Genomic DNA, 25,989 nt, shown 5'->3' with positions numbered 1-25,989 from the left:
AGCGTCGTGATGAGTGTCGATGAAAAACGAGTACGCGAATTTGCCTACCAGATCTGGGAGTCGGAGGGTAAGCCGGAGGGTGAAGAAGAGCGCCATTGGGACATGGCGCGCAAGCTAGCCGAGGCTGAGGCTCTGGCGCCAGAGGCCAAGTCCAAGCCCGCAGGCAAGGCCAAGGCAGCGGCTAAGCCTAAAGCCGCGCCTGCGCCGAAAACCGCAGCCGCGCCGAAGGCGCCAGCCGAGCCCAAGGTGGCTGCATTGCCGGGCGTTAAGCCAGCTGCTGCGAAAAAGCCACGGGCGGTTAAGAAGCCTACTGCTGGATGAGCCTGCCCGGGCCCTTTCGCGGGTGAACCCGCTCCTACAGGCCAAGCGTCAGCCTAGCGCCTGTGCGTGCTTGTAGGAGCGGGTTCACCCGCGAAGAGGCCGGCACATGCAAGCGCCACTTCCATTCCCTGCACCCGGCCATTCGAGGATCGTCATGAGCCCGCGCACCCCAAAGAAAACCCGTTCTGTAGCACCATCGCGCATTCGCGAAGGCCTGCCCTTTCCCCTCGGCGCCACCTGGGACGGCCTGGGCGTGAACTTCGCCCTGTTTTCGGCCAATGCCACCAAGGTCGAGCTGTGCCTGTTCGACCCAAGCGGTGAAAAGGAACTGGAACGCATCGAGCTGCCGGAATACACCGATGAGATCTACCACGGCTACTTGCCGGACGCGCACCCCGGGCTGATTTACGGCTACCGCGTATACGGCCCGTACGAGCCGGAAAACGGCCACCGCTTCAACCCCAACAAATTGCTGATCGACCCCTATGCCAAACAACTGGTGGGCGAGCTGAAGTGGTCCGAAGCCTTGTTTGGCTACACCATCGGCCACCCCGACGGCGACCTGTCGTTCGACGAGCGCGACAGCGCGCCGTTTGTGCCCAAGTGCAAAGTAATCGACCCGGCGTTCACTTGGGGCCGCGATGAGCGGGTACAGATACCGTGGGAGCAGACCATCATCTACGAAGCCCATGCCCGGGGCATCAGCATGCGCCACCCGGCCGTGCCGGAGAACCTGCGCGGTACCTTCGCCGGCCTGGCCAATGACGAGTTGCTCAAACACATCAAGGACCTTGGCGTGTCCAGCATCGAGCTGTTGCCGATCCACGCCTTCGTCAACGACCAGCACCTGCTGGACAAAGGTTTGAATAACTATTGGGGCTACAACAGCATTGCGTTCTTTGCCCCGCACCCGCGCTACCTGGCCAGTGGCAAGATCGCCGAGTTCAAGGAAATGGTCGCGCACCTGCACGATGCGGGCCTGGAGGTGATCCTTGACGTGGTGTACAACCACACCGCCGAGGGCAACGAGCGCGGCCCGACGCTGTCCATGCGCGGCATCGACAACGCCTCGTACTACCGCCTGATGCCCGATGAAAAACGCTACTACATCAACGATTCAGGCACTGGCAACACGCTCGACCTCAGCCACCCCTGCGTCCTGCAACTGGTCACCGACTCGCTGCGCTATTGGGCCGGGGAGATGCATGTGGACGGTTTCCGCTTCGACCTGGCGACCATTCTCGGCCGCTACCACGAAGGCTACAGCGAGCGGCACAGCTTCCTGGTTGCCTGCCGGCAAGACCCGCTGCTGCGTCAGGTCAAGCTGATCGCCGAGCCTTGGGACTGTGGCCCCGGCGGCTATCAGGTCGGCAATTTCGCGCCAGGCTGGGCGGAGTGGAACGACCGTTTCCGAGACACGATGCGGGCATTCTGGAAAGGCGACGAAGGCCAGCTGGCCGACTTTGCTGCGCGCATGACGGCCTCGGGCGATATGTTCAACAACCGCGGCCGGCGGCCCTACTCGTCGGTGAACTTCATTACGGCCCACGACGGCTTTACCTTGCGCGACCTGGTTTCGTACAACGACAAGCACAACGAGGACAATGAAGAGAACAACCAGGACGGTACCGATAACAACCTGTCGTGGAACTGCGGCGTTGAAGGCCCGACCGAGGACCCCGGGATCAATGCCCTGCGCATGCGGCAGATGCGCAACTACTTCGCTACGCTGTTGTTTGCCCAGGGTACCCCGATGATCGTTGCCGGTGACGAGTTCAGCCGCACCCAGCATGGCAACAACAATGCCTATTGCCAGGACAGCGAAATTGGCTGGGTGAACTGGGAGCTCGACGACGAAGGCCAGGAGCTGCTGAAGTTCGTCAAGCGCCTGACCCGCCTGCGCCTGACCTACCCGGTGCTGCGCCGTTCGCGCTTTTTGGTGGGCGACTACAATGAGGCGATCGGGGTCAAGGACGTGACCTGGCTGGCGCCCGACGGTAACGAGATGAGCGTAGAGCAATGGGAAGACCCCCATGGGCGCTGCCTGGGCATGCTGATCGACGGCCGCGCGCAGGAAAGCGGTATCGCCCGTCCGGGCGCCGAGGCCACGGTACTGCTGATCGTCAACGCGCACCACGACATCGTGCCGTTCAAGTTGCCAAGCGTGCCTGAAGGCGATTACTGGAGTTGCCTGGTGGATACCGACCGGCCGGAGCTGCGCAAGGGGCAGCACCTGCAGTTCGACAGTACCTTCGAGGTGAAGGGGCGGTCGATGTTGCTGATGGTGTTGCAGCGGGACGAAGAGTGAACCTGAATGCCTGACGCGAGTCCTTTGTAGGAGCGGCCTTGTGTCGCGATCGGGCCGCGCAGCGGCTCCGGGTTTTCAGCCACAGCAGAAATAGCTGGGGCCGCTATGCGGCCCGATCGCGACACAAGGCCGCTCCTACACAGATCTGCGCCAACTGTATGATCGAGGAGTAACCGTGAACCCCGAAGCCGGTAGTAAAGGTTTCGCCAGCGTCAACCAGGCCCCGGCCGTGAAGCGGCTGCGGGTACTGACGGTGAATACCCACAAGGGCTTCACCGCCTTCAACCGGCGCTTCATCCTGCCGGAGCTGCGCGAGGCGGTGCGCAGTACCCAGGCCGACATCGTCTTCCTCCAGGAGGTGCTCGGCAGCCACGACCGCCACGCCGCACGCTACCCCGGCTGGCCGCAGACCTCGCAGTACGAATTTCTTGCCGACAGCATGTGGAGCGATTTCGCCTACGGGCGCAACGCGGTCTACCCCGACGGCCATCACGGCAACGCGCTGCTGTCCAAGTACCCGATCATTGAACACCGCAACCTCGATGTGTCGATCACCGGGCCGGAGCGCCGCGGCCTGCTGCACTGCATTCTCGATGTACCCGGGCAAGGTCCGGTGCATGCGGTGTGTGTGCACCTGTCACTGCTGGAAAGCCACCGCCAGCAACAGCTGCAACTGCTGCGCAAACTGCTCGATTCCCTCCCCCCCGATGCCCCGGTGATCATTGCCGGTGACTTCAACGACTGGAAGGCTCACGGCAACCGTACCCTCGGTTTGCAGAGTGACTTGCACGAGGCCTTCGAGCGGCACCACGGCCACCTCGCCCGCACCTACCCTGCCCGCCTGCCGCTGCTGCGCCTGGACCGTATCTACCTGCGCAATGCCGAAAGCCAGGGGCCGCGGATTCTGGGGCACAAACCTTGGTCGCACCTTTCAGATCACCTGCCACTGGCGGTTGAAGTGCGGCTCTAGCAATCATTCTTCATAGCCGCAGCGCGGCAAATAGCGAACCCCGATATACCCTACTTGTTTACTAGGAAAATCAACGGATTGAGCCGGACCACGGAACATGAACAGTTCCTTCACGCTTTCTTGACGCAAGCGGCTACCTCTCCTTAGCTGAACATTACCTAGTCGTAAAGATCTCGTGCCGGGCCTCTAGCTCGCGCCTTTGTGCGCGTTTGCGAAAGCCGGCGTGCTGGTTTGCGTCGCCCTCTGTTTTTGCCGTACAGCTCGTGACAACAGGCCAGTCCATGGGCTGTACCCCACAAAAACAAAGGAGATCCGCCATGAAAAACACCTCGGGCCCGCTGCGCTTCGACCGTCTTTTCCACGCGGTTTCCACGTCGCTGCTTCTGGCAACCCCGGTGGAAACTTTCGCGTTCGAACTGCAGGGCGACCCCGCTTCGCCGGGCTTTCTGCAGCAGACGGTAGTGCCCCAGCTATCGCTGGACCCGGTCAGTGCCAGTGCTTTGAACATCGCCACCCTGGATGCCTTTTCGCAAAGGATGAGCGAGCGCCACGGGCAGGCAGTACCCGACCTGACTGCCAGCCAGTGGGCGCAGTTCTTTCCTGCCGGCACACGCAACGGTGCACAGCCGCCAGACCAGCTTGAAGCACCCAGCCAGCAGTTGATGATCGGCCCGGACCTGTTCGTGCGTGAAACCGCTGCGGGCAATGTGCACCGTGCGGGGATTTTCGTCGGGCACAACAACCTGCAAAGCAGCTTCAACGGCATGCGCCCGCTGCTGGGCGACAAGCAGCGCAATGCGGTGAACCTGAGTGGTGAAAGCCTGGGGGTGTACTGGAGCATGACCCATGAACAGGGTTGGCACCTGGATGCCGTGGCCATGGGCTCGCGCATCGACGTCGATGGCCGCGGCGAGAGCGGCCAGCGGCTGGACGACAGCGGTCACGCAATGACCTTCTCCCTCGAAGGTGGCATTCCCATCAAGCTGGGTGGCAGCTGGGTGATCGAGCCACAGGCGCAATTGATCAACCAGCAGTTCTTCCCTGGCAGCCGGGTCCAGGAAGAAACCTTGCAGGCGTTTGACAGCCAGCCGAGCTGGAGTGGCCGGGTCGGCGCCAAGTTGTCCGGGCGTTATGAGGTGCGCGGCATGCCGATCGAACCGTATGTGCGAACCAACGTGTGGTATGACTTCAGCAACGCCGATGAGGTGAAGCTCGACCAGGTCGACAAGATCTCCAGCTCGCGGTATTCGACCACGGTGGAACTGGGCCTGGGGCTGGTGGCGCGGGTGACACCTTCGGTGGCCTTGTTTGTGAGTGCCGATTACAGCAGTGATGTGGATGACAATGATTTGAATGGGCTGATTGGTAGCCTTGGGGTGCGGATGCGCTGGTAGGCAGGGTCGGCCTATTCGCGGGTGAACCCGCTCCTACAACGACCGCACAGGATTCAGACCTTGTGCGGTCCCTGTAGGAGCGGGTTTACCCGCGAATAGGCCGGTACAGGCAAAAGATCAGGCTGGTTTCATGATCAACACCCCAAGCGGCGGCAGGTTCAGCGCCAGTGACAATGGCTGGCCATGGCTGGCCTGCTCGTCACTCTCCACCACCCCAAGGTTGCCGACATTCGACCCGGCATACAGTTCGGCATCGCTGTTCAACAGCTCCTGCCAGCGCTCACCAAACGGCACACCAATGCGATAGCCCTCGCGCGGTACCGGGGTGAAGTTGGCCACCACCAGCACCGGCTCGCCACCGCTGCTCCAGCGCAGCCAGGCATACACGCTGTTTTGCGCATCGTCCCCGATCAGCCACTGGAAGCCTTGGGGCTGGCAGTCCTGCTCGTGCAGCGCCGGCACTTCGCGGTACAGGCGGTTGAGGTCGCCGACCAGGCGCTGCACGCCCTGGTGCTCGGGGTACTGCAACAGGTACCAGTCCAGCTCGCTGTCGTGGTTCCACTCACGCCATTGGCCGAACTCACAGCCCATGAACAGCAGCTTCTTGCCTGGGTGCGCCCACATGAACGTGAGGTAGGCGCGCAGGTTGGCGAACTTCTGCCAGCGGTCACCGGGCATCTTGTCGATCAGCGAGTGCTTGCCGTGCACCACTTCGTCGTGGGAGATGGGCAGGATGAAATGCTCGGAGTAGGCATAGATCAACCCGAAGCTCATCTCGTTATGGTGGAAGGTGCGGTGCACCGGGTCGTTCTGGATGTAGTGCAGGGTGTCGTGCATCCAGCCCATGTTCCACTTGTAGGCAAAGCCCAGCCCGCCCTGCTGGGTTGGCTGGCTGACGCCGGGCCAGGCGGTGGATTCTTCGGCGATGATCAGCGCCCCGGGAGCCTCGACGGCAGCTACGCCATTGAGGTGGCGGATGAAGTCGATGGCTTCGAGGTTCTCGCGCCCGCCGTGGCGGTTGGGCACCCATTCGCCGGCCTTGCGCGAATAGTCGCGGTACAACATTGAAGCCACCGCATCGACACGCAGGCCGTCGATGTGGAAATGCTTGAGCCAGTGCAATGCCGAGGCCATCATGAAGCCGCGCACCTCGTTGCGGCCGAGGTTGTAGATCAGCGTGTTCCAGTCCTGGTGGTAGCCTTCCAAGGGGTTGTCGTATTCGTACAGTGCCGTGCCGTCGAAGCGAGCCAGGCCATGTTCGTCAGTGGGGAAATGCGCCGGTACCCAGTCCAGCAGCACGCCAATGCCGCCCTGGTGGCAGGCATCGATGAAAGCGGCGAAGTCCTCGGCACTGCCGTAGCGCGAGGTGGGGGCGAACATCGATAGCGGCTGGTAGCCCCAGGAGCCACCGAACGGGTGCTCCATGATCGGCAGCAGCTCGATATGCGTAAAGCCCAGCTCCTGCACATAGGGCACCAGGCGTTCGGCCAGCTCGCGCCAGTTGTAGTAGCGCCCGACTTCGCCCGCTTCATCCAGCTCGCAACGCCACGAACCGGGGTGCAGCTCGTAGATCGACAGTGGCGCGCTGTAGGCATGGCGCTGCGCGCGTTGCGCCATCCAGTCGTGGTCTTGCCAGGCATGGCTGAGCTCACCGGCCACCTTGGACGCGGTGCTTGGTGGCAGTTCGGTGGCACGGGCCAGCGGGTCGGCCTTCAGGGGCAGAATGCCGTCCTTGCCGAGCACTTCGTACTTGTAGGTTTCACCCACGCCCAGCCGCGGAATGAACAGCTCCCATACCCCGGCGCTGTGGCGCAAGCGCATCGGGTGGCGGCGGCCGTCCCAATTGTTGAAGTCGCCCACCACCGAGACCCGCTTGGCGTTCGGTGCCCACACCGAGAAACACACGCCGTCAACGCCATCGACCTGCATCGGCTGCGCACCAAAGCGCCCGGACAGGTCACGGTGGTTGCCCTCGGCGAACAGGTACAGGTCCATGTCGCCCAGTTGCGGGCCAAAGCTGTAGGGGTCTTCAGTGATCTGCTCACCACCGGCCCAGCCGATCTGCAACTGGTAGGGGTGTGCCTCATCAAGGTGCGCGCTGAACAAACCGGGCAGGCTGCCCTGCTCCATTTCGGCGAGGACGCGCCCGTCATGCCGCGCCAGAATGCGCACATTCAGGGCATTGGGCAGGAAGGCGCGGACGATCTGGCCGCCTGCGCCATCGCCATGGGGGCCCAGCACCGCAAATGGGTCGGCGTGCTCGGCGCGGGCCAGGGCGTCAAGGTCCCGTTGCCGAAGGCCGCCGTTTTCACGCGTTGTAACGTTCATTCTGACTCTCCCCAAGTACTGATCAGTCCATGCAGGCCATGCAAAGGCACGGCCAGCCAACTCGGACGGTTTTCGGCTTCGTATGTAATTTCGTAGGCGGCCTTTTCCAGGCAGAACAACTCCAGTGCGGCACGCTCGCCTTCGGCCTGCTGCCAGGCGTGGGGCATGGCGGCGGTGGCCAGGCCATAGGCTTCGACAAAGGCATGCCGCGACTGGTGCAGGTACTGCCGGGCGACCCGTTGCCGGGCTTGCCGCGCCGGGTCGGAAAGGTCCACCGCAGACGCGCTGCGCAAGATCATCGCAGCAGCATAGTCGAAGGATCGCAGCACGCCGCTGACATCCTTGTACGGGCTGTGTTTTGCCCGGCGCTCTTGCAGCGGCCGGGACGGTTCGCCTTCGAAATCGATCAGGTAGGCATCGCCCTGCACCACCAGCACCTGGCCCAGGTGCAGGTCGCCATGCACGCGCATCAACAAGCCGCCCTGGGCCTGCTCGGTCAGCTGGCTGATGTGCTGGGCCAGGCCGTCACGCTGTTGTTGCAGGTCGTCGACCAGCGCCTGGCTGTCACGGTCGAGGCTGTCGCGGTGCTGGGCCAGCAGGTGGAGGGCATGGGTCAGCTCGGCGCTGATCTGTGCATGCCAGCGCTGGCTGTCCTGTGCGTCGCTTGGGCGTGGCTGGAAAGCCTCGTCATCGGTTGGCGCAGCCAGCAGCAGGTGCATCTCGCCCAGGCGCTGGCCGAGCAAGGCAGCAAAGCCGGTGAGTTCGGCCAGGGCGTCGGTGTGTGGCTCGCCCTCCTGGCTGGACGGCTCCATCTGGTCGCGAATGGCCCGTTCCAGCGTGTTCTGGGTCCAGGCCCAGGCATCGCCCTGGTTGCTCAGGTAACCCTGGGCGATCATCAACAAATGCGGTGCCGCCTGCTCGTCCACCCGGCTGACCCAGGCCAGCAGTGGCGAAATATTGGCAAACCCCGCAGCTGTCAGGTAGGCGCTCATTTCCAGTTCCGGGTGAATACCTGGGTTGACCCGGCGGATCAGCTTGAGCACTACGCGGTCGCCAATCACCACCGAGCTGTTGGACTGCTCGGCGCTGAGGTAGCGCACTTCGCTTTCTTCGTTCAGCCCCAGGCTGGCCAGCGCCTGCGTGCTTTCGAAGTGCAGTTCACCCTCGCCATTGCCACACGGCAGGCGCAGGCCATCCTGGCAGGCGCGCAGCACGGCGCGGATGAAGGGCTCCAGCACGAAAGCGTCGGTTATCAGGCCGACCTGATGGGCACGGCGCACCCGCGACAGGGCCAGTTGCTGTGGCAGCGCGGTGTTGATCTGCTCTTCGGGCAGCAGGCCGAACGGCAACTGGTAACGGCTGGCCGTGCCGTCGCTGAGTACTTCGATTTCGCCCAGCAATACCGGCGTGGTAGCGGTGCCGAAACGCACACCGTAGCAAAGCCGCACGGCGTCGATCGGCGCTTCCTTGCCGGCAAACCAGCGGCGCTTGGGCAGGTACTGCGGCAGGATGGTGCCTTGCAGGGTATCGCTTGCCGGGGCTTGCAACAGTTCTTCCATGCGCTTGCGCAGTACTAGCGTAGTCAATTCGGGTAACCCCTCGGTGGCCTGGATGTGCCAGCTGGGCATGCGGTCGCGACTGGCCAGCAGGAACCAGTAGAAAGCATAGGGTGGCAAGGTCAGCAGGAACGGCAGCTGGCCGATGGGCGGAAAGGCGCTGCCGCCGAGCATCTCCACCGGTACTTTGTCGGCGAATTGTGACAATTCCAGTTCGGCAGCCTGGGCGGCGCGGGAGACGTTGGCCACGCACAGGATGACCTCGGTATTGCCGTCGGCATCGGTGTACTCGCGGATGTAGGCGAGGATGCGCCGGTTGCTGGGTGTGAGGGTGCGCAAAGTGCCGCGGCCAAAGGCCTTCTGCTGCTTGCGCACCGCCAGCATGCGCCGGGTCCAGTTCAGCAATGAGTGCGGGTCGTGGCTTTGTGCTTCGACGTTGACCGTCTGGTAGCCGTACAGCGGGTCCATGATCGGCGGCAGCACCAGGCGCTGCGGGTCGGCGCGGGAGAAACCGCCGTTGCGGTCCGGCGACCACTGCATGGGTGTGCGCACGCCATCGCGGTCGCCAAGGTAGATGTTGTCGCCCATGCCCAGCTCGTCGCCGTAGTACAGGGTGGGTGTGCCGGGCATCGACAGCAGCAGGCTGGTGAGCAGTTCGATACGCCTGCGGTCACGCTGCAACAGGGGTGCCAGGCGCCGGCGAATCCCAAGGTTGATGCGCGCGCGGCGGTCTTCGGCGTAGTAGTTCCACAGGTAGTCGCGCTCGCGGTCGGTGACCATTTCCAGGGTCAGCTCATCGTGGTTACGCAGGAAGATCGCCCACTGGCAATTGGCGGGGATTTCCGGGGTCTGGCGCAGGATATCGGTGATCGGGAAACGGTCCTCCATGGCCAGGGCCATGTACATGCGCGGCATCAGCGGGAAGTGGAAGGCCATGTGGCATTCGTCGCCATCACCTTCGCCGAAGTACGGGCGGGTGTCCTCCGGCCACTGGTTGGCTTCGGCGAGCAGCATGCGGTCGGGGTAGTTGGCGTCGATTTCGGCACGTATCGCCTTGAGCACTTCGTGGGTTTCGGCGAGGTTTTCGTTGTTGGTGCCGTCGCGCTCTATCAGGTAAGGAATGGCGTCCAGGCGCAGGCCGTCGACACCCAGGTCGAGCCAGAAGCGCATCACCCCGATCACCGCCTTGAGTACCTGCGGGTTGTCGAAGTTGAGGTCGGGCTGGTGCGAGTAGAAACGGTGCCAGAAGTACTGGCCGGCGACGGGGTCCCAGGTCCAGTTGGACTTTTCGGTGTCGAGGAAGATGATGCGTGTGCCGTCGTATTTCTGGTCATCATCCGACCACACGTAAAAGTCGCGGGCCTTGCTGCCGCGTTTGGCGTGGCGGGCACGCTGGAACCACGGGTGCTGGTCGCTGGTATGGTTGATGACCAGCTCGGTGATTACCCGCAGGCCGCGCTTGTGCGCCTCGGTGATGAAACGGCGGGCATCGGCCATGCTGCCGTAGTCGGGGTGCACGGCCTTGTATTCGGCGATGTCGTAGCCATCGTCGCGGCGTGGCGAAGGGTAGAACGGCAGCAGCCACAAGGTGTTGACGCCCAGCTCGGCGATGTAGTCGAGCTTGCTGATCAGGCCGGCAAAGTCGCCGATGCCGTCGTTGTTCGAATCGAAGAACGACTTGATGTGCAGCTGGTAGATGACGGCGTCCTTGTACCACAGCGGGTCGTCGATGAAGGCTGCCGGGCGGGAACGCTTGGCCATGGGTGACTCCTTTCATTTCCAGGTTGCTGTGGGCCGATGCAGAAGCAACTGACTTGACACAATCCCTGTGGGAGCGGGCATGCCCGCGAAGCAGGCACCGCGGCGTATGGCACCGGCTTTGCCGGTGTTCGCGGGCATGTCCGCTCCCACAGGAGAAGGGCTGGGCACTGTTGTTACCCGGCCTTCTCGATACGCCAGATACCGAACGGCTGGTGCCAGGGCTCGATGCGCATGAACTGGGTCTTGCCGTACCACGACCAGCGGTGGCCGTTCATCAGGTCCTCACCATGGGTCTCGGCGTCGTCATCCAGGCCTAATTCCCACAGCGGCAACTCGAAATGCGCTTCCTGCGCATTGTGTGGGTCAAGGCTGACGGCGATGAGGATGTAGTTGTCGCGCTCGGGTGTGCGCTTGGCGAAGTACAGGATGTTGTCGTTCCAGCAGTTGAAGAACGCCACGCCCAGGTGCGTCTGTAGCGCCGGATTCTGCCGGCGGATGCGGTTGAGTTGCGCGATCTCGGCAATGATGTTGCCCGGCTGGGTGAAGTCTCGCGGGCGAATCTCGTACTTTTCTGAGTCCAGGTACTCTTCCTTGCCCGGCAAGCCCGCTGCCTCGCACAGCTCGAAACCGGAATACATGCCCCACAGGCCCGACCCCATGGTGGCCAGCGCGGCACGGATCAGGAAGCCGGCGCGGCCGGAATGTTGCAGGAAGAAGGGATTGATGTCGGGGGTGTTGACAAAGAAATTCGGCCGGTAGCATTGGCTCCATGGCGGCTGGTTGAGCTGTTCGAAATACTCGCGCAGCTCCTGCTTGGTGTTGCGCCAGGTGAAGTAGGTGTAGCTCTGCGCATAACCGACCTTGCCCAGCCGCGCCATCATTGCCGGTTTGGTGAAGGCTTCGGCAAGGAACAGCACGTCAGGGTATTGGCTACGTACATTGGCAATCAGCCATTGCCAGAACGGCAGCGGCTTGGTGTGTGGGTTGTCGACGCGGAAGGTTTTCACGCCCTCCTCCACCCAGCCGACCACCACGTCGCGCAGGGCCAGCCACAGGCTGGGCACGGCATCGGGGGCGTAGAAGTCGACGTTGACGATGTCCTGATATTTTTTCGGCGGGTTCTCGGCATAACGGATGGTGCCGTCGGGGCGCCAGCTGAACCAGCCCGGGTGCTCGGTCAACCAGGGGTGGTCTTGCGAACACTGGATGGCGAAATCCAGGGCGATTTCGAGGCCGTGCTGGGCGGCGGCAGAGACCAGCCGGCGAAAATCTTCGCGGCTGCCCAGTTGCGGGTGAATGGCGTCGTGGCCCCCTTCTGCGCTACCGATCGCGTAGGGGCTGCCTGGGTCACCGGGCTGGGCCTGCAGGGCGTTATTGCGGCCTTTGCGGTGCTGTTTGCCGATCGGGTGGATGGGCGGGAAATACAGCACATCGAAGCCCATGTCACGGATCATCGGCAGCCGTTGGTGTACGTCGTTGAAAGTGCCATGGCGTTCGGGGTCGTCGGTGATGGAGCGCGGAAAGAGCTCGTACCAGCTGGCGAACTGCGCCGCGGGGCGGTCTACATCCAACGGGTATTCGATACTGCGGGTCAGATAGCTGCGGTGCTCGGCCTCGCTCATCAGGCGCGTGGCCTCGGCGCCGAGCAGCAAGGCAACCTGATCCGCTACCGACAGCGAGAGCAAGCGATCCGCGAGCGCCTGCAGCTGTTCGCGCAATGGGCCATCGCTGAGCTGGATGCCTTTGCCCAACAGCAAACGGCCCTCCTCAAGCTCCAGCTTGATCTCCACCCCAGCCTGGAATTTCTTTTCCAAGTCATAGCAGTAGGTGGCATACGGGTCGACCCAGGCCTCGATACTGAACAGGTGGGGGCCGATTTCGGTCGGCGTGAATTCGCCAAGCCAGAGGTCGTTACCGGGCGAGGTCATGGGCACGCAGTGGACGCGCCGGCTGCCGGCCTGACGCCAGTTCAGCACCACCGCCATGCGATCATGGCCGTCGGTGAACACTTTGCTGCTGACCGCCACCGGCTGGTTGCTGATGGCCTTGGCGGCAAAGGCCCCACCGTCGAGCACCGGCTGGGTGGCCTCGATTGCGATACGCGGGGCCAGCAAGGCTTGCGCCAGGCTGATGGCCTGATCCGGGTGGTCATTGGCCATGGGCACGCTTTCGAAGGGCTCGTTAAGAGACATCAGGCCTTGCTCCCTTGGGCTGGTGGCGGTAAGGGTTCAGAGCCGCGCGCGCGCGTGGGGGTTCAAAAAATTTGAGCGAATAGCAGGTACCGGCGGTCGAAGCCTGCAGCACCTCTTCATTTACCCACGCGAGGTCTGGCCATGAACATTCCTATCCCACCGGAAACCCCCGATCCGAACATCGACGACCCGAGCTTGCCGCCGCCGGTCCCGGAAGAAGAGCCGGACGAGCTGCCAATCAAGCCGACCATGCCGCCCACGGTGGGCGACCCGCCGAGTCAGGAGCCACCGGTGAAGGGTTAAGGGTAGACCAGGATTGTGTGCTGGCAGGGCTGGCCTCTTCGCGGGTTAGCCCGGTCCCACAAGGACCGCGCCGACTTTGAATGCTGCGCGGTCTTTGTAGGCGCGGGTTTATCGAGGCGTCGAACCGCCGCGAAGACGCCGAATGCCCTAGCGCATGCCCGGTACCTGATATTTTTGCCAGTAGCGCATGTGCCGGACTAAAACGATGCTGAGCGCTCCCGAACATACCGGAGCACTCATTTATGGTGGATATCGCAATTTGGCGGGAGAAAGAGAAATATTTGCGGTATGTGTTCGATGCCCTACAACATGCGGGAATTGTCGATCCGTCCATGGGCATGCCGTTGGCACATCTGGACAAAGACAAATGCGAGTACGCGCTGATGGTGCTGGAGTTAGATCACCGCATCCGTTTGAGACGCGACTACCGGACCGTTGGCGAGCTGGCTGGCGGACTATGCAGTGCTATTGAAATTGCCTCGGAACACCACCCTGCCCGCGCATTGACCTGGCAAAAATGCCAGTTGTGCCTCTGCCCACCCACTCCGAAACTGAGACCTCTTAACTTCTGGGAGGCTCCCACCATGACTGATGACTTCGTACAAATCGACGCAAGAAGTACGTGTTTGAAAAGCTGAAAGAAGCCGGCGTCAACGAGGACTATTTGAAAGATGAGAAACTGAATAGCTCAGTGGCAGAAATGGGGCCGGAAAAGGTCAACTGGGCGCTGGATGCTATCAACAGCGAGTATGCGGAACACGGAGAGACCCCGGGCGATGCAATGAGGGGCAGCAATACACTGCGGGAACTGGTGCAGCGTTACTCGCGTTACTTGGAATCGGCGGGGTAATACTGCTCAAGCTTAGAGTACAGCTGGCCACACTGGCCTCTTAGCGGCGGTTTGACGCCTCGAAAGGGCCAGATGCTCCACCACATCGTCTAGCAGAAAAAGCCGAAACCTCCGGAAAACTGATCTCGCGCCACCAACGCATAGCCAGATATATAAATAATTTCAAGTCAAGGAATTAAGGCCGTGCCTTTGGCCGCTTCGCGGGTAAACCCGCTCCTACAAGGACCGCGCTGGCCTTGATTGCAGCGCGATCTTTGTAGGAGCGGGTTTACCCGCGAAAGGGCCGGATGACCCAGCACATCAACCCGCAGAAACAGCCGAAATCTCCGCCACACTGATTTCACGCATGCGAAACTTCTGCACCTTGCCAGTCACGGTCATTGGGTATTCGTCGACAAAGCGGATATGCCGCGGCACCTTGAAGTGCGCAATGCGTGCCTTGCACCAGCCCTGCAACTCCTCGACCGTGGCACTGTGCCCAGGATGCAACTTGATCCAAGCGACAATCTCTTCACCGTAGCGGCTGCACGGAATGCCGATCACCTGCGCATCCGCCACTGCCGGGTGGGTGTAGAAGAACTCTTCCAGTTCACGCGGGTAAATGTTCTCGCCGCCGCGAATGATCATGTCCTTGTTGCGCCCGACAATGCGCACATGGCCGTGCTCGTCCATCACCGCCAGGTCGCCTGAATGCATCCAGCCGGCCGGATCGATGGCTTGCGCGGTAGCCTGCGGGTTGTCCCAGTAGCCGAGCATCACGCTGTAGCCGCGGGTGCACAGCTCGCCTATCTCGCCGCGCGGGACGATGCAGCCGTCGGCGTCCACCAGCTTGTTCTCCAGCTGCGGCTGGGTACGGCCGACGGTGGTCACGCGCAGCTCCAGGTCGTCGTCGGGGCCGGTCTGTAGCGAAACAGGGCTGGTTTCGGTCATGCCGTAGGCAATCTGCACTTCGGCCATGTGCATCTGGCCAATGACCCGGCGCATCACCTCGATCGGGCAGGTGGCGCCAGCCATAATGCCGCTGCGCAGGGTCGACAGGTCCATGTGCGCACGCGACGGGTGGTCGAGCATGGCGATGAACATGGTCGGTACGCCATAAAGGATGCTGGCGCGCTCTTCGGCCACGGCGCGCAGGGTGAGTTCTGCGTCGAAGGCGTCGTTGGGGTAGACCATGGTGCTGCCGTGAGTGATGCAGCCGAGGTTGGCCATGACCATGCCGAAGCAATGGTACAGCGGCACCGGGATCACCATGCGGTCGCGCTCGCTAAGGCCCAAGCTTTCGCCGACCATGAAGCCGTTATTGAGGATGTTGTAGTGGCTGAGCGTGGCGCCCTTGGGCGCGCCGGTGGTGCCGGAGGTGTACTGGATGTTCACCGGCTGGTCGAACTGCAGGCTACGCTGGCGGACAAGGTAGGCCTCGGTGGTGGTCTGCCCTGCCCGCTCAGCCAGCACTTGCCAGGGCAGGAAGCCGGCCGGCGGGTTGGCAGACAGGCTGATCACACCGCGCAGGTCCGGCAGGCTTTGGCTGGCCAGTTCACCCGCAGTGGCACCGGCCAGCTCCGGTACCAGCTCCTGGACCATGGCGTGGTAATCGGACGTTTTGAAGGCATCGGCACACACCAGCCAACGGCAGCCGGACTGGCGCAGCACGTACTCCAGCTCGCCCACGCGGTAGGCCGGGTTGATGTTGACCAGGATCGCGCCGACCTTGGCGCTGGCCAGCTGCAGGATGCACCACTGGGCGCAGTTGGGTGACCAGATGCCGACCCGGTCGCCAGTAATCACACCCAGCGCCATCAGCGCGCGGGCATGCACTTCAACCTGTACGGCCAGCTGCCGCCAACTGTAGCGCAAGCCTTGGTGGCGCGATACGAGGGCCTCGCCCTCGGCGCAGCGGGCCACGGTGGCGTCGAAAGCCTGGCCGATGGTCTGGGTCAATAGGGGTTGGTCCTGGCGACCGCGGGTATAGCTCGGTTGACTCATGGGTGTCCCTTCTTGTGGTTGTTCTGGGCACGACTGAAGCAAGCGGGAATACTCTGGCGCAGATTTACGTTTACGTAAAGGTGACGAGTTTATTGACAGTGCTCGCGGGCAGGTTTACGTTAACGTAAAGGTGATGAACGACACCCATGCTATTTGTGGAAGCTGGTGTGAGGGGCGGTTTTTTGTGGGAGCGGGCTTGTCCCGCGAATGCGATTTGTCAGGCAATGACGGTGACCCTGCTTACGCATTCGCGGGACAAGCCCGCTCCCACAAAAGCCCGGCCACTCCCCAGAGAAACCCCTGAGCTACGGTGTAACCCAATTTCAAGAACAACAAGGTGCCCCAGCATGCATTACCCCACCCTGAACTTCGCCCTGGGCGAAACCATCGACATGCTCCGCGACCAGGTCCGCACCTTCGTTGCCGCCGAACTGGCCCCGCGCGCCGCGCAAATCGACCATGACAACCTGTTCCCCGCCGACATGTGGCGCAAGTTCGGTGACATGGGCCTGCTGGGCATCACCGTGTCGGAAGAATACGGCGGCGCCGGCCTGGGCTACCTGGCCCACGTGGTGTCGATGGAAGAAATCAGCCGTGGCTCGGCCTCGGTGGCCCTCTCCTACGGCGCCCACTCCAACCTCTGCGTCAACCAGATCAACCGCAACGGTACCCACGAGCAGAAGCTCAAGTACCTGCCCAAGCTGATCAGTGGCGAACACATTGGCGCCCTGGCCATGAGCGAACCCAACGCCGGCTCCGACGTGGTGTCGATGAAACTGCGCGCCGAAAAGCGCGGCGACCGCTACGTGCTCAACGGCAGCAAGACCTGGATCACCAACGGCCCCGACGCCAACACCTACGTAATCTACGCCAAGACCGACCTGGACAAGGGCGCCCACGGCATTACCGCGTTCATCGTCGAGCGTGACTGGAAAGGCTTCAGCCGCAGCAACAAGTTCGACAAGCTGGGCATGCGCGGCTCCAACACCTGCGAGCTGTTCTTCGATGACGTCGAGGTGCCGGAGGAAAACATCCTCGGCCAGCTCAATGGCGGCGTGCGCGTACTGATGAGCGGCCTGGACTACGAACGGGTGGTGCTGTCCGGCGGCCCGACCGGCATCATGCAAAGCTGCATGGACCTGGTGGTGCCGTACATCCACTACCGCAAGCAGTTCGGCCAGAGTATCGGTGAGTTCCAGCTGATTCAGGGCAAGATCGCCGACATGTACACCCAGCTCAACGCCAGCCGTGCCTACCTGTATGCCGTGGCCCAGGCCTGCGACCGTGCAGAAACCACCCGCAAGGACGCCGCCGGTGTGATCCTGTACACAGCCGAACGCGCCACGCAAATGGCCCTGGAGGCGATCCAGATTCTCGGTGGCAACGGCTATATCAACGAATTCCCGGCTGGCCGCTTGCTGCGCGACGCCAAGCTGTACGAAATCGGTGCCGGCACCAGCGAAATCCGCCGGATGCTGATTGGCCGCGAACTGTTCAACGAAACCCGCTGAGCATAAGGGGACGGGCGCACATGGCTACCTTGCACACCCAGATCAACCCGCGTTCGGCGGAGTTCGCCGGCAACAGCGCGGCCATGCTCGAACAGGTCCAGGCCCTGCGTGGCCTGCTCGCCCAGGTCGCCCAGGGCGGCGGGCCCAAGGCCCAGGAGCGGCACACCTCGCGGGGCAAGCTGTTGCCGCGCGAGCGCATCGACCGCCTGCTGGACCCGGGCTCGCCATTCCTTGAGATCGGCCAGCTGGCCGCCCATGAGGTATACGGCGAAGACGTACCGGCTGCGGGCGTGATCGCCGGCATCGGCCGCGTCGAAGGCGTGGAATGCATGATCGTGGCCAACGACGCCACGGTAAAGGGCGGTTCGTACTACCCGCTGACGGTGAAGAAGCACCTGCGTGCGCAAACCATCGCCCTGCAGAACCGCTTGCCGTGCATCTACCTGGTAGACTCGGGCGGCGCCAACCTGCCGCGCCAGGACGAAGTGTTCCCCGACCGCGAGCACTTCGGGCGGATCTTCTTCAACCAGGCCAACATGAGCGCGCAAGGCATTCCACAGATTGCCGTGGTGATGGGGTCGTGCACCGCTGGCGGCGCCTACGTGCCGGCGATGGCAGACGAAGCGATCATGGTGCGCCAGCAGGCGACCATCTTCCTCGCCGGCCCGCCCTTGGTAAAAGCCGCCACCGGTGAAGTGGTGAGCGCCGAGGACCTCGGCGGCGCCGACGTGCACTGCCGCACCAGCGGCGTGGCCGACCACTATGCCGACAACGACGAACACGCCCTGGCCATCGCCCGGCGCAGCGTGGCCAACCTCAACTGGCACAAGCTGGGCAAGCTGCAGCGCCTGGCCCCAGTGGCGCCGCTGTATGCCGCCGACGAGCTGTACGGCGTGGTGCCAGCCGATGCCAAGCAACCGTTCGATGTGCGCGAGGTGATCGCGCGCCTGGTCGACGGCTCGGTGTTCGATGAGTTCAAGGCGCTGTTCGGCACCACCCTGGTGTGTGGCTTCGCCCACCTGCACGGCTACCCGGTGGCGATTTTGGCCAACAACGGCATCCTGTTCGCCGAAGCGGCGCAAAAAGGCGCGCACTTTATCGAGCTGGCCTGCCAGCGTGGCATCCCGCTGCTGTTCCTACAGAATATTACCGGCTTCATGGTCGGTAAAAAGTACGAAGAAGGCGGCATCGCCAAGCACGGCGCCAAACTGGTGACCGCCGTGGCCTGTGCCCAGGTGCCGAAGTTCACGGTGATCATCGGCGGCAGCTTTGGTGCCGGCAACTATGGGATGTGTGGCCGCGCCTACGACCCTCGCTTCCTGTGGATGTGGCCCAACGCACGCATTGGCGTGATGGGGGCTGAACAAGCGGCTGGCGTGCTGGCCCAGGTCAAGCGCGAGCAGAGCGAACGCAGCGGCCAGGCCTTCAGTGCCGAGGACGAAGCCAAGCTCAAGCAGCCGATTCTTGACCAGTACGAGCACCAAGGCCACCCCTACTACTCCAGCGCCCGCCTGTGGGACGACGGTGTCATCGACCCGGCGCAGACCCGCGACGTGCTCGGCCTGGCGTTGTCCGCCGCGCTGAACGCCCCGATCGAACAGAGCCGCTTCGGCATTTTCCGGATGTGACCCATGAGCGATTTCAGCACCCTCGAAGTGATCCGCGACCCACGCGGCTTCGCCACCCTGTGGCTAAGCCGCGAGGATAAGAACAACGCTTTCAACGCACTGATGATCCGCGAGCTGATCGTCGCCATCGACCAGTTGGCCGAAGATTCAGGCCTGCGTTTTGTGCTGCTGCGTGGCCGTGGCCGGCACTTCAGCGCCGGCGCCGACCTGGCCTGGATGCAGCAGTCGGCGCAGCTGGACTTCAACACCAATTTGGATGACGCCCACGAGCTGGGCGAGCTGATGTACGCCCTGCACCGCCTCAAGACGCCCACCCTGGCCGTGGTGCAAGGTGCGGCCTTTGGCGGTGCGCTGGGCCTGATCAGTTGCTGCGATATGGCCATAGGCGCCGAAGACGCCCAGCTGTGCCTGTCGGAAGTGCGCATCGGCCTGGCCCCGGCCGTCATCAGTCCGTTCGTGGTCAAGGCCATTGGCGAGCGTGCAGCGCGCCGCTATGCCCTCACCGCCGAACGCTTCAGCGGCGAGCGGGCGCGAGAGCTGGGCCTGCTGGCCGAGGTGTACCCGGCCAGCGAACTGGACGCCCAGGTCGAAGCCTGGATAAGCAACCTGCTGCACAACAGCCCGCAGGCGCTGCGGGCCACCAAGGACCTGCTGCGCGAAGTGGACGATGGCGAACTCAGCCCGGCCCTGCGCCGCTACTGCGAAAACACCATCGCCCGTATCCGCGTCAGCGCCGAAGGCCAAGAAGGCCTGCGCGCCTTTCTGGAAAAACGCCGCCCTGCCTGGCAAACCGATGACAAGAAGGAGCCGCGCCCATGAGCCGCCCCACTTTGACCACCCTGCTGGTCGCCAACCGTGGCGAAATCGCCTGCCGGGTGATGCGCACCGCCAAGGCCATGGGCCTGACCACCGTTGCCGTGCACAGCGCCACCGACCGTGACGCCCGGCACAGCCGCGAGGCCGATATCCGCGTTGACCTCGGCGGCACCAAGGCTGCCGACAGCTACCTGCTGGTCGACAAGTTGCTGGCCGCCGCCAAGGCCAGCGGCGCCCAGGCCATCCACCCAGGCTATGGCTTCCTGTCCGAGAACGCCGGCTTTGCCCGCGCCATCGAACAGGCCGGGCTGATCTTCCTTGGCCCGCCGGCCAGCGCTATCGACGCCATGGGCAGCAAGTCGGCGGCCAAGGCACTGATGGAAGCTGCCGGGGTGCCACTGGTGCCGGGCTACCACGGCGAAGCCCAGGACCTGGACACCTTCCGCGCCGCCGCCGAACGCATCGGCTACCCGGTGCTGCTCAAGGCCAGCGCCGGCGGCGGCGGCAAGGGCATGAAAGTGGTCGAGGAAGAAAGCCAACTGGCCGACGCCCTGGCCTCGGCCCAGCGTGAGGCACAGTCGTCGTTCGGCGATGCGCGCATGCTGGTGGAAAAATACGTGCTCAAGCCGCGGCACGTGGAGATCCAGGTATTCGCCGACCAGCACGGCAATTGCCTATACCTCAACGAGCGCGACTGCTCGATCCAGCGTCGCCATCAAAAAGTGGTCGAAGAGGCGCCTGCCCCTGGCCTGTCACCAGAACTGCGCCGGGCCATGGGTGAGGCGGCGGTACGCGCGGCCCAGGCCATCGGTTATGTGGGCGCCGGCACCGTGGAATTCCTGCTCGATGCGCGCGGCGAGTTCTTCTTCATGGAGATGAACACCCGCTTGCAAGTGGAGCACCCGGTCACCGAAGCCATTACCGGCCTTGACCTGGTGGCCTGGCAGATTCGCGTGGCCTGTGGTGAAGCGCTGCCGATCACCCAAGAGCAGGTGCCGCTGGTCGGCCATGCCATTGAGGTGCGTTTGTATGCCGAAGACCCGGCCAACGAATTCCTGCCGGCGACCGGCAGGCTGACGTTGTACCGTGAGTCCGCTGCCGGCGAAGGCCGTCGAGTGGACAGCGGTGTCAGCGAAGGCGATGTGGTGTCGCCCTTCTACGACCCGATGCTGGGCAAGCTGATTGCCTGGGGCGAAGACCGCGAGCAGGCGCGCCTGCGTTTGCTGGCCATGCTTGATGAGTTTGCCATTGGCGGGTTGAAGACCAACATTGCCTTCCTGCGGCGCATTCTGGCGCACCCGGCGTTTGCGGCGGCGGAGCTGGATACTGGCTTTATTCCACGCCACCAGGACGTTTTGCTGCCAGCGCCACAGGCGTTGCCTGCAGCCTTCTGGGAGGCGGCAGCCGAGGCGTGGCTGCAAGGCCAGGCCGGGCAGCAGCGGGAAGATGACCGTGATTCGCCATGGGGGGAGCGCAACGGCCTGCGCCTGGGCTTGCCCGCACGCGCAAGCCTGCATTTGGTGAGTGGTAGTCAGGATCAGGCGGTTGCCTTGGAGCGCAGCGCTGCTTCTACCTGGCAGTTGCTTGGCGAGCAGTTGGTGCATGACCAGGATGGGGTGCGCACCCAGCACTTGGCCATTCGCCGGGGTGGCACGCTGTACCTGCAGTGGGACGGCGAGATGCATGCGATCGAAGCCTTCGACCCGATTGCCAAGGCGGAGGCCAGCCACAGCCATCAAGGCGGCCTGGGCGCGCCCATGAACGGCAGCATCGTGCGGGTGCTGGTCGAACCTGGGCAGGTGGTTGAAACAGGCACGGCGCTGGTGGTGCTTGAGGCGATGAAGATGGAACACAGCATTCGCGCGCCGCATGCCGGGACGGTGAAGGCGTTGTTCTGCCTGGAAGGGGACATGGTCAGCGAAGGGACGGTGCTGGTCGAACTGGTGGAGTAAGGCCATTAGGGCCGCTTTGCGGCCCTGTGCCCAATTGAAAATCTGAAAGCTTGCGCAATCTCTGTGGGAGCGGGCATGCCCGCGAAGCAAGCGACGCGGTGCATGGCAGCGGCTACGCCGGTGTTCGCGGCCACGGCCGCTCCCACAGGTACCGCGCAGTCCTCGGACTCACGCGTTCCCTGTGGGAACGGCCTTGTGTCGCGATTGGGCTGCGCAGCAGCCCCGGCAATTTATAAGGCCGCATGCATCCGCACGACCACGCCCAGAAACTCACAGCCATCCTCACACAAAACCGTCGGGTAGCGCGTATTCAGCGGCTTGAGCATCTTGTCGCCGCCCTCCTCGACCAACTGCCGCAACACTGCCGACCGCCCCGGTTGCCGTGCAATTACAAGCCTACCTGGCTCTGCCAGCAGGCCGGCATCCACCAGCACCCGCATGCCCTCGGGCACGCTCTTTCCACTGGCCGCATTCATCGCGTCGTTTTCTACGGCCAGCCAGAACGCATTGCCGGCAGGCATGTAGTCCGTCTGCTCAAAAGACTTGCTCGTTTCAGGCAATGGCCCCTGCAAGTCAGCCCAAGCCAGCACCGGGAAACGAAAGCTGGCATTGCGCCCTGGCGCATCAGTCACGACGTCACGCTCAACCACCATGACCCGGGCCTGCAGAAACACCAGCCCTAACATCTCAAGCTTTTCGTTGATGGTCTCCAGCGTCGGCCGCCGCGTACCACGCAGCCAATGCCCCACACCGCCTTGAGTCATGCCCAGGCGTTCGGCCAGCTTGAGTTGGCTGAGGTTATGTTCGCGCTTGTAGCGCTTGAGAAATGCGTTCCAGTCTTCCATGAGCGGGGTACCGCAGTTCCATAATTTGCGCCATCCCTGTGGGAGCGGCCTTGCCGAGGCGTCGGACCGGTCGGATAGGGCTGCGCAGCAGCCCCGACGTGCTAGAAGACGCCATGCACTCGCACGACTACTCCCAAAACCTCGCAACCCTCTTCGCAAAGCAGTGCCGGGTAGTTGCTGTTCAATGCTTTAAGGTACCGCTCACCACCTTCCTCGGCCAGCTCACGGAAAATCGCCGGTTTGCCCGGTTGACGAGCGATCACCAGACGCCCCGGCTCCGCCTCTATTCCAGGGTCTACCAACATCCGCATACCCTGCGGCACACTGCGACCACTCACGGCGCTCATGGCATCGTTTTCCACGGTCAGCCAGAACGCCTTGCCCTGCGCCAGGTAGTCGGTCTGCTCGAATACCCCAGGCTCTTCAGTCTCTGCTGCCCCTAACTCGCTCCACCCCAGCACCGGATAGCGGAAACACACGATGTATTGCATGAGGTCCAGCTCATCATCATCGTCATCCATCTCATAAACGCCGCGCTCCTCGCCAACCTGCCCCTGGATGCGCAGCTGCAAACTGACGTTGTAGTGAGGCATGCCGATCTCGACGAACGTACGGTTCATCGACTCGATTTTCGGCTGACGCCGCTTGTTCACCCAATGCCCGACGCTGCCCTGAGACACGCCAACGCGCTCGGCAAGCTGCTCTTGGGTGAGCCCTAGCTCCTCCATCCGGTCACGGACGAGGGCAATCCATTTATCCATATTCATCGCTGGCACGATACGGACTGCCCTCTAGCGCTCAATAAACATTCAGTATTATTTATATCAAAGCACAAAAATACTATAGGTATTAGTATCGGTCTGACCCCTTTCCTTACTGGCTCTAGCAGGTATCAGGATGAAACCATCGAAAAACGACGAAACAGATCTCGACAGCGAAGCCGCCCGCCGCGCCCTCGATTACTACCTCAACCCCAACCCGCCACGCCCCAGCCTGGACAACAAGATCTGGACACTGCACGAAGGCGTAACCGGCGACCAGGCGCAGGAACACGCCATCGCCCTGCTGCGCTGCGCCGCCGCCACCGCACAGGAAACCGCCAGCCACCAGCACGGCAGCCAACGCGAACTGACCTTCGCCCTGATGCACATGATGGATATGGCCCGCGCACTGCTGGAGCACAAACACACCGGGGAGCGGGGTTTGTAGGAAAAAGAAGGGAGAAAACGTGATGGCCGGGTAACGGCAAAGGCCCCGATTGCCGGGACAAGGAAGCGCGACGGTAAAACTTTTTTACCGGATTGATAAAAATTCATTTGACTGGCAAATGATAACGATTATTATTGCACTCAGCTGATCGCGAGATCTGCTGGATAACCTGAAAGCTTAGGTCGCTCTCAGATTATCTCCTCATCAGGCTAATCACGGTTTTTGACCCGGCTTTTTGCCGGGTCTTTTTTTTGGCTCTTCAGGCTAATGAAGATCGTGATGGCGCGCATGATAGCAAAGGTGTTTCAGGGCGTGAACGCTCGTTACAAAACTTTGCGGAATCAGCACTTGCGAATCATTCTCGTTTATCCTACGCTGATCACGCATCAAGGAAGATGCCCCCATCCCTCCCCATTTAGAGCAAGGAGCTGTCCATGGCCCGTCTGCTGCTGCCCCTTGAGCACCCAACCGCTGTTGCCGAACACCATGCCGACGACGCCCTGCTGCATGCCCTGAAGCGGCTGCCACGGCGCGTACAGCAAGTGTTCCTGCTCAACCGCCTCGACCAATTGGACTTCGCCGCCATCGCTGCCCGCCTTGACCTACCCTTGGCCATTGTCGAGCGGAACATGGACCAAGCCCTGCAGGTCGGCCGCTCGCGCCGGGATGTGCTGGCGAGTGTTGCCGGGCAATGGTACGTGCGTTTGCAAAGCCCACAGGTGACCGCGTGCGAGCGTATCGACTTCCGCCGCTGGCTGGATGCGGACCAGGCGAACTTGCAGGCGTTTCACGAGACGGAATTGCGTTGGCGCAGGTTGCTCGCACCGGCTCGGCAGCTTGGCCATGATGGCTGGTATCGGCAAGGTCGGGCGGCGTTGTCGCTGGGCGGTTGTTCGGTTGCGGTCGGGCTTGGCGTGGCGGTGTTGGTGGTGTTTGGGTTGTGGGCCTGATCAGCGTCCTTAGGCTTTGCACGAACAAAGATGTCGCAAACACTGCATGGAACACGCGCACCCATCGGGTTTGGAACCTGATACAGGATGGTTGAAGATATTTTTTGAAGGCGCGGGTCAACGCCAGCCTGAGCCGGGACAATAAGGGCGAGAGCTAAATTTCAGGCACAAAAAAAGAGGCCATTAAGGCCTCTTCTTCCGTGATCCCAGCGACGCACTGAGGATCGAATTTGGAGCGGGAAACGAGACTCGCATCGGGCCTGCGAGCCGTTGAAAAATCAGCGTTTTCAGCCATCCCCGAAACAGGGATAGCCTTAATTCTGGACTCATTTTGCCAAGCTTTCAACGGGCGCGCACATAGTGATCGCGTCGCGGCTCAACGAGCTGGTTCGACCCAGTGAGCCAACTGCTTCGTTCTCGATGAGACTTCGACGACAACGCGCCTTACGTCCCAGGCCAAAGCACGTGTCATTTATTGACCTGGTCGTGTGCGAAAGCCATTTCGTAGAGCGCCATACTGCAGCCCGCACGTACACCGATGGAGATTGGCGAGTAGCCCCTCCGTGGTAGTCGCACCTCTAAATCAATCATAGTGCCATCATCCTAGGCTTTCCTTAACAGGGCGATTGTCAGATGACAGCCTAAGTAATCTCGAACAATGCGGCTGCTCCCTGACCTCCGCCGATACACATAGTTGCGACGGCATAGCGAGCACCGCGACGCTTCCCTTCGATGAGCAAGTGCCCAATCATTCGCGCTCCACTTGCCCCGTAGGGATGACCCAATGCAATTGAGCCACCATTGACATTCAGTTTCGAGTCATCGATACCCAGGCGATCTCTGCAATACAGCACCTGCACTGCAAAGGCTTCATTGAGCTCCCACAGGTCCACGTCAGCGACTGTCAGTCCATGCCTTGCCAATAGTCGTGGAACAGCAAAAACGGGGCCGATGCCCATTTCATCTGGCTCGCATCCAATCACCGCGAAGTCGATGAACATTCCCAGTGGAGTCAGACTGAATCGCCCCTGGTTTCCTAGACACTCTCCAAGCTCAGGAAATAGCGTTTCTCATACTCTATTGGAGACAGCTGCATAGCACTGCTGTGTCGG

General features: G+C 62.3%; 19 protein-coding genes and 1 pseudogene. 13 read left to right on the top strand and 7 right to left on the bottom strand.

The genetic code is table 11. The features are described from left to right. Positions 1–6: 6 nt before the first annotated feature. From ACIP02_RS21680 to ACIP02_RS21665, 4 genes are all read left to right on the top strand, one after another. Complete coding sequence (locus ACIP02_RS21680) at positions 7–321, top strand: DUF2934 domain-containing protein (protein WP_400620365.1); 315 nt, start codon at positions 7–9, stop codon at positions 319–321. 154 nt (positions 322–475) lie between these two features. Then, positions 476–2,629 (top strand): glycogen debranching protein GlgX, encoded by a 2,154-nt coding sequence (gene glgX / locus ACIP02_RS21675; RefSeq protein ID WP_400620362.1) that lies wholly within the window; start codon positions 476–478, stop codon positions 2,627–2,629. A gap of 175 nt (positions 2,630–2,804) precedes the next feature. Then, positions 2,805–3,599: an endonuclease/exonuclease/phosphatase family protein gene (locus tag ACIP02_RS21670; protein ID WP_400620359.1), complete on the top strand. Its 795-nt coding sequence runs from the start codon at positions 2,805–2,807 to the stop codon at positions 3,597–3,599. 317 nt (positions 3,600–3,916) lie between these two features. Next, positions 3,917–4,993 (top strand): autotransporter domain-containing protein, encoded by a 1,077-nt coding sequence (locus ACIP02_RS21665; RefSeq protein WP_400620357.1) that lies wholly within the window; start codon positions 3,917–3,919, stop codon positions 4,991–4,993. A 117-nt stretch (positions 4,994–5,110) separates the two neighbouring features. On the opposite strand, the gene glgB is transcribed toward ACIP02_RS21665, so the two are convergent. From glgB to ACIP02_RS21650, 3 genes are all read right to left on the bottom strand, one after another. After that, positions 5,111–7,321: a 1,4-alpha-glucan branching protein GlgB gene (gene glgB / locus ACIP02_RS21660; protein WP_400620354.1), complete on the bottom strand. Its 2,211-nt coding sequence runs from the start codon at positions 7,319–7,321 to the stop codon at positions 5,111–5,113. Further along, positions 7,318–10,638, bottom strand: coding sequence for a maltose alpha-D-glucosyltransferase (gene treS, locus ACIP02_RS21655; protein ID WP_400620351.1), 3,321 nt, complete (start codon positions 10,636–10,638; stop codon positions 7,318–7,320). The genes glgB and treS overlap by 4 nt, the downstream gene beginning before the upstream one ends. A 173-nt stretch (positions 10,639–10,811) precedes the next feature. Continuing rightward, positions 10,812–12,830, bottom strand: a complete 2,019-nt coding sequence (locus tag ACIP02_RS21650) for an alpha-1,4-glucan--maltose-1-phosphate maltosyltransferase (protein WP_400620349.1) — start codon at positions 12,828–12,830, stop codon at positions 10,812–10,814. A 141-nt stretch (positions 12,831–12,971) separates the two neighbouring features. Between ACIP02_RS21650 and ACIP02_RS21645 the strand changes: the two genes are divergently transcribed. From ACIP02_RS21645 to ACIP02_RS21635, 3 genes are all read left to right on the top strand, one after another. Beyond that, positions 12,972–13,133 (top strand): hypothetical protein, encoded by a 162-nt coding sequence (locus ACIP02_RS21645; protein ID WP_400620347.1) that lies wholly within the window; start codon positions 12,972–12,974, stop codon positions 13,131–13,133. 242 nt (positions 13,134–13,375) lie between these two features. Beyond that, a complete protein-coding gene (locus ACIP02_RS21640) occupies positions 13,376–13,771 on the top strand; it encodes a hypothetical protein (RefSeq protein ID WP_400620344.1) in 396 nt (131 codons plus the stop codon). Then, on the top strand, positions 13,756–13,983 hold the full coding sequence (locus ACIP02_RS21635; RefSeq protein ID WP_400620342.1) for a hypothetical protein: 228 nt from the start codon (positions 13,756–13,758) through the stop codon (positions 13,981–13,983). Before ACIP02_RS21640 ends, ACIP02_RS21635 begins: the two co-directional genes overlap by 16 nt. 300 nt (positions 13,984–14,283) lie before the next feature. Here ACIP02_RS21635 and ACIP02_RS21630 read toward each other — a convergent pair whose 3' ends face one another. Beyond that, entirely contained in the window at positions 14,284–15,966 is a 1,683-nt protein-coding gene (locus ACIP02_RS21630) for an AMP-binding protein (protein ID WP_400620339.1), read from the bottom strand. A gap of 347 nt (positions 15,967–16,313) precedes the next feature. Between ACIP02_RS21630 and ACIP02_RS21625 the strand changes: the two genes are divergently transcribed. From ACIP02_RS21625 to ACIP02_RS21610, 4 genes are read left to right on the top strand one after another with little or no spacing between them, the layout of a single operon-like run. Next, entirely contained in the window at positions 16,314–17,477 is a 1,164-nt protein-coding gene (locus ACIP02_RS21625; protein ID WP_400620336.1) for an isovaleryl-CoA dehydrogenase, read from the top strand. Positions 17,478–17,497: 20 nt separating this feature from the next. Further along, positions 17,498–19,105 (top strand): carboxyl transferase domain-containing protein, encoded by a 1,608-nt coding sequence (locus ACIP02_RS21620; RefSeq protein WP_400620333.1) that lies wholly within the window; start codon positions 17,498–17,500, stop codon positions 19,103–19,105. A 3-nt stretch (positions 19,106–19,108) separates the two neighbouring features. Further along, positions 19,109–19,924, top strand: coding sequence for a gamma-carboxygeranoyl-CoA hydratase (locus ACIP02_RS21615; RefSeq protein ID WP_400620330.1), 816 nt, complete (start codon positions 19,109–19,111; stop codon positions 19,922–19,924). After that, positions 19,921–21,873, top strand: a complete 1,953-nt coding sequence (locus ACIP02_RS21610; RefSeq protein WP_400620327.1) for an acetyl/propionyl/methylcrotonyl-CoA carboxylase subunit alpha — start codon at positions 19,921–19,923, stop codon at positions 21,871–21,873. The genes ACIP02_RS21615 and ACIP02_RS21610 overlap by 4 nt, the downstream gene beginning before the upstream one ends. Positions 21,874–22,103: 230 nt before the next feature. Here ACIP02_RS21610 and ACIP02_RS21605 read toward each other — a convergent pair whose 3' ends face one another. Both ACIP02_RS21605 and ACIP02_RS21600 read right to left on the bottom strand, forming a co-directional pair. Next, positions 22,104–22,718, bottom strand: a complete 615-nt coding sequence (locus ACIP02_RS21605) for a LexA family protein (protein ID WP_400620324.1) — start codon at positions 22,716–22,718, stop codon at positions 22,104–22,106. A gap of 101 nt (positions 22,719–22,819) precedes the next feature. Continuing rightward, complete coding sequence (locus tag ACIP02_RS21600) at positions 22,820–23,485, bottom strand: LexA family protein (RefSeq protein ID WP_400620321.1); 666 nt, start codon at positions 23,483–23,485, stop codon at positions 22,820–22,822. 130 nt (positions 23,486–23,615) lie between these two features. On the opposite strand from ACIP02_RS21600, the gene ACIP02_RS21595 reads away from it, so the two are divergent. Together ACIP02_RS21595 and ACIP02_RS21590 are read left to right on the top strand one after the other, a co-directional pair. Beyond that, complete coding sequence (locus tag ACIP02_RS21595) at positions 23,616–23,927, top strand: DUF6124 family protein (RefSeq protein ID WP_400620318.1); 312 nt, start codon at positions 23,616–23,618, stop codon at positions 23,925–23,927. Between the two features lie 434 nt (positions 23,928–24,361). After that, entirely contained in the window at positions 24,362–24,877 is a 516-nt protein-coding gene (locus tag ACIP02_RS21590; RefSeq protein WP_400620315.1) for a DUF4880 domain-containing protein, read from the top strand. Positions 24,878–25,518: 641 nt separating this feature from the next. Here ACIP02_RS21590 and ACIP02_RS21585 read toward each other — a convergent pair. Beyond that, positions 25,519–25,896: pseudogene (locus ACIP02_RS21585) on the bottom strand (acetyl-CoA C-acyltransferase); the annotation flags it as partial. Between the last annotated feature and the right edge of the window lie 93 nt (positions 25,897–25,989).

Source organism: Pseudomonas sp. NPDC089408 (assembly GCF_044749445.1).
In the GTDB taxonomy this organism is placed as follows: domain Bacteria; phylum Pseudomonadota; class Gammaproteobacteria; order Pseudomonadales; family Pseudomonadaceae; genus Aquipseudomonas.
The sequence above is the reverse complement of the archived record's forward strand: the minus strand, read 5'-3'. Positions and strand labels throughout refer to the sequence as shown.